We start from the raw sequence: 4787 nt of genomic DNA, 5'->3' as shown, positions 1-4787 counted from the left end.
ATACAAAGGTATGGTTTTCATCTCTTCACTCTGTACCACCAGCAAGGGCCACAATAAATTATCCCATTGGGATTTAAAAGTAAGAATTGCCAAAGTTGCCATAGCTGGTATACTATTAGGAAGAATGATTGTTCCGAAGATCATCAGCTCACTCGCCCCATCAATTCTAGCTGCATCCAGTATTTCATCAGGAAAGGTGATAAAATGTTGTCTCATTAGAAAAACACCAAAGGCATTTAGTAAAAAGGGAGCTATTAATCCAGCATACGAATCCTGAAGTCCTAATTTAGTGGTCACCAGATAAAGGGGGATCATTATGGCTTCAAAAGGAATCATCATAGTTGCCATAATCATCATAAAGACCAGGTTTCTACCTTGGAAATAATATTTAGCCAGACCAAAACCGGCCAGGGCTGAGAATATTACTGTAGTGGCCGATACCACCGAAGCTACTATGAACGAATTTAGAATATTCCTGATGTATATAAAACTGCCATCATTTCCTCTTATACCTTGCCAGTAGTTCTGCCAGTAAAAACTTTTAGGTATCCATCGGTAGGGCATTTTTAGGATATCGTTCGCCGGCATTAGAGAGGCAGTAAACATAAATATGGTAGGAGCAAGAATAAACAGAGCCGCCAGGATAAGAAAGGCCCAAATAAATAGATCTATTATTAAGGATTGATTAGAAATTCTATTATTTTTTCTGGTCAGGTTATAGTCCATAACTCATCAGAAAAACACCAAAGGCATTTAGTAAAAAGGGAGCTATTAATCCAGCATACGAATCCTGAAGTCCTAATTTAGTGGTCACCAGATAAAGGGGGATCATTATGGCTTCAAAAGGAATCATCATAGTTGCCATAATCATCATAAAGACCAGGTTTCTACCTTGGAAATAATATTTAGCCAGACCAAAACCGGCCAGGGCTGAGAATATTACTGTAGTGGCCGATACCACCGAAGCTACTATGAACGAATTTAGAATATTCCTGATGTATATAAAACTGCCATCATTTCCTCTTATACCTTGCCAGTAGTTCTGCCAGTAAAAACTTTTAGGTATCCATCGGTAGGGCATTTTTAGGATATCGTTCGCCGGCATTAGAGAGGCAGTAAACATAAATATGGTAGGAGCAAGAATAAACAGAGCCGCCAGGATAAGAAAGGCCCAAATAAATAGATCTATTATTAAGGATTGATTAGAAATTCTATTATTTTTTCTGGTCAGGTTATAGTCCATAATAAATTTTCTCCTTAATAACTAATTTCATCAGCCCGGGAAGATTTAAATTGTAGCCAGGTAAGGAACAGCATAATAATAAAGAGAACAATACTCATAGCGCTTGCTCTTCCAATCCGGTGATCTCTTATGGCAGTATTATAAACATTTAAAGTTATTACATTTATGGGAGCTAAGGGGGCTCCCCCTTGAGTAAATAAATACTGGGTACTGAAGGTCTTCAGGCACTGGAGCATAGACATAATTGAAACTAAAATAGTGGTTGGTTTCAAAAGCGGAAGAGTAATATACCAAAAAATTTTCCAATCATTTGCCCCATCTATTTTTGCAGCTTCATAGATACTTTGAGGAATCGAGGCCAATCCTACAATAAAAATTATAGTAAAGTACCCCACATATTTCCAAAAATATACCAGCATAGTAGACATTTGAACCATTACTGAATTAGCCAGCCATTTGTGGTCAATTCCAGGAGTATTCATAATCAAGTTTAGCCACTGATTACCCAACCCCCGGGGATCAAAGATTAATAACCAAATTACTGCCGCCACTACAGATGACAAAACCGCCGGAGAATAATAAGCTATCTGGAAAAACTTTTGAAATCTCTTACGCGACATTATAAAAATAGCAAATATAAGACTAAATATTAATAAGGGTGCAAAAGTTCCCAGCGTAAAAACTAAGGTAGCTCTGATGGAATTCCAAAAATCGGGAGATTTCAGAAGATAACTATAATTATTGAAACCAATAAAATCAGGTGGTTTCAACGATAATAGCTTTTTATTAAATAAGCTGGTATAAAAGGCATTGAAAATCGGATAGAAGCTAAAGAGTAAAAAAAAGATAAGAGTAGGAGTAACAAATATCCATCCCCAACGAGATTTTTTTCGTTCAATGCTATAGCTTGGTGTCCGTCTACTCATCAACTATACTCCTTACTATGATAAAAACAGGGCTAAGCTAATAGCCTAGCCCTGTAGATTAATTAAACTATTATCCTTCTTCGAGCACTTCCTGAACTTTTCTTTTTAATGTTTTCAATGCATCTTCCGGTGAAATTCCAGCCAACATAACAGATTCAACTGCTTCTCTGATGAGTGCCTGAATTTCTGCACTATTTTCACCATAGTATACCACATGAGCTTTAGCCATATCATTGGTAAACACATCAGAATAAGGCATAGACTTATAGGTCTCTGAATTCATAAGTTCAACTGTAGGCTGGACAATATTGACTTTGGTCAGATATTCTTCAGGATGGCTGAGCATATAGGCAACAAATTTCCAGGCCATTTGCTGATTTTCCTTTGGTTTCTGGCCGTTAACCATGTAATAATGTCCATAATAGGCACACGGTACATCTTTTACTGCGTCTTTAAATACCGGGAAGGGGACGACCATCCATTCTCCACTATTATAAAAATCAAGATTATCTGCTCTAATTCTTCCCTCCTGGTAGAGGCCGGTAGTACACATGGCTATATCATTATTATCTTTATTAAAAAGTGTCCTGGCATTGGTGTAAGTTGGTGAACCAAGATTTCTACCGCTAGGTCCCCATTCCTGCATAAACTTTAAAAAATTAAGCCAGGCTTCATCATTAATAATTGCTGTCTTGCCATCATCACTGATTAGTTTACCTCCGAGTTGTTCTACCATAGGGACCATAGCAACCAGATAGTAGGGATATCTGAAGTCAAATCCTCTTCTTTTAAGTATCTCTCCCTCACGTATAGCTATCTTATCTGATACTTCTACCATTTCCTCCCAGGTCTTGGGATAATCTTTCTCAACATCAAGCCCAACGTCCCTGAATACCTTCTTATTAATAAAGATACACCAATTGGTCAGTTCCAAAGGAAGCCCGTAAAGTTTCCCTTTGTAAGTCACTGGGTCTAATACTCCCGGAACATAAGCATCGTAAACTGCTTTCAGACTGGGATAACCGGCAGCTTCAAAATCAACAGCAGCAAGGCGTTCATTTACTATATAAGCATATTCATCCTCAATAGACATATTGAAGATATCCGGACCTTGATTAGCAGCAAAGGCAGTGAGAACCAATTCTTGAATTTTTCCTGAAGCACTGGTAACTCTCTTGATGGTAACTCCTGGATTGGCCTGCTCAAATTCAGCAATATATCTATCTTCAATTTCCGTTCTATTGGGGTCTTCGTGAGTCCAGAAAGTAATTTCCATGTTAGCAGCTGCATTAACTGTTACAGAAAGAAGAAGTACAAAAAGAAAAATAGTGAATAATTTTTTCATAGATACAAACCTCCTTTAAAAATTAATATAATATTATAGAATTAATTAAAGTTAATAGAGTAACTTTCTTCTGGTTAATTAAATTTTTTCTTCACCTCCCTTTATAAGTCTTTTTAGGCTCCCGGCAAAGCTGACTAATTTTCCCATATCTGTTTTTTTGAACTATTGTAGGGGTCGGATTTATCCAACCCGTTTTATTCGGGCTTGATAAATCAAGCCCCTACATTAAATAATGCTTGTGACCCACCCTAGCAAGACCTATAAAGGTCCAGTTTGAAGAATGCATTTCACTTTATCTTGCCTAACCTTTTCATAGTATCCTTCAAAGATTCGTATGCCTTCTTATATTCTATAAAATACTGATCATATATCTTTTTCGCTTTTTGATCAGGATAGATCGTTTTATCAAATCGTACCCAATCTTTTATGCTTTCGTAGGAACCTAAAACACCTGTTCCAACACCAGCTAGTAAGGCATCTCCGTAAGGAGCCTCCACATTTTGTACCAGGGTTTTTATCGGATATCCAGTTACATCCGAAAATATCTTCATCCACAATTGAGATCTCGTTGCCCCTCCTACCATAATACATTCTTCTGCCAACTCTAATCCACTTTCTAATCCTGCTTCTATATTATGGCGCAGAGAATAAGCCACTCCTTCTAAAATTGCTCGGTAAACGTGTTTCCTGGTATGGTATAAGGTCAAACCTATGATGGTTCCTTTGGCATCAGGATCCCATATCGGTGAACGTTCACCCATAAAATACGGTAATAATAAAAGTCCCTCTGCTCCGGGAGAAATTTCTACTGCTTGTTCATCTAAGAGTTTATAAGCAGAGATATTCGATTTTCTCTCGACTTCCTTCTCTTTATCGCCAAATTGATCCCTAAACCATCTAACGATACCACCTGCTGTTGCCGCTCCACCAAAGGTATATATCATCTGGTCGTCGTAAGCCACATAGGGAAAACTTACTAATTTAGGAGATAGATGTTGTCCTTTATGAACGACCCCCCAACATATAGAGGTCCCCACCATAGCCACATGGCTTCTTTCTTCTAAAACACCTGCACTCAAAGAAGCCAGGGGTGCATCTATACCACCAGCTACCACCGGTGTTCCTTCCAACAAACCACATAATTTCGAGACTTCTTTGGTAATTTTACCCACAATGTCGGCAGATTTTACAATTCGCTGGGGTAACATGGACCTAGGGATACCCAGTATCTCGCACATCTCCTCTGACCAAGTTCGTTTCTTTAGATCAAAAA

The 4787-nt window shown here is 38.1% G+C and carries 5 protein-coding genes; all 5 read right to left on the bottom strand.

Translation table 11 applies throughout. From position 1 onward, the window contains the following. The coding region (locus tag COZ07_RS04620) for a carbohydrate ABC transporter permease (RefSeq protein ID WP_406607414.1) at window positions 1–726 on the bottom strand (726 nt) is incomplete at its 3' end. Continuing rightward, window positions 716–1243 carry a carbohydrate ABC transporter permease gene (locus COZ07_RS04615; RefSeq protein ID WP_406607413.1) on the bottom strand — a complete coding sequence of 176 codons (528 nt, stop codon included), beginning with the start codon at window positions 1241–1243 and terminating at the stop codon, window positions 716–718. The genes COZ07_RS04620 and COZ07_RS04615, both read right to left, overlap by 11 nt. Before the next feature lie 14 nt (window positions 1244–1257). Continuing rightward, the gene (locus COZ07_RS04610) at window positions 1258–2169 is read right to left on the bottom strand and encodes a carbohydrate ABC transporter permease (protein ID WP_406607412.1); all 912 of its coding nucleotides are present in this window, start codon (window positions 2167–2169) and stop codon (window positions 1258–1260) included. 70 nt (window positions 2170–2239) lie between these two features. Beyond that, the gene (locus COZ07_RS04605) at window positions 2240–3514 is read right to left on the bottom strand and encodes an ABC transporter substrate-binding protein (protein WP_406607411.1); all 1275 of its coding nucleotides are present in this window, start codon (window positions 3512–3514) and stop codon (window positions 2240–2242) included. Between the two features lie 287 nt (window positions 3515–3801). Beyond that, window positions 3802–4787: FGGY-family carbohydrate kinase (locus COZ07_RS04600; protein ID WP_406607410.1), on the bottom strand; the 986-nt coding region annotated here is incomplete at its 5' end.

The sequence above is a fragment of the Candidatus Infernicultor aquiphilus genome, assembly GCF_002784285.1.
GTDB lineage: Bacteria > Atribacterota > Phoenicimicrobiia > Phoenicimicrobiales > Phoenicimicrobiaceae > Infernicultor > Infernicultor aquiphilus.
This window is presented reverse-complemented; position numbering and strand designations above follow the sequence as displayed.

What these genes read in the sequence shown, in the direction of transcription:
- COZ07_RS04615 (WP_406607413.1), bottom strand. Translation starts at nt 1,243, where the DNA reads ATGGACTATAACCTGACCAGAAAAAATAATAGAATTTCTAATCAATCC.
- COZ07_RS04610 (WP_406607412.1), bottom strand. Translation starts at nt 2,169, where the DNA reads ATGAGTAGACGGACACCAAGCTATAGCATTGAACGAAAAAAATCTCGT.
- COZ07_RS04605 (WP_406607411.1), bottom strand. Translation starts at nt 3,514, where the DNA reads ATGAAAAAATTATTCACTATTTTTCTTTTTGTACTTCTTCTTTCTGTA.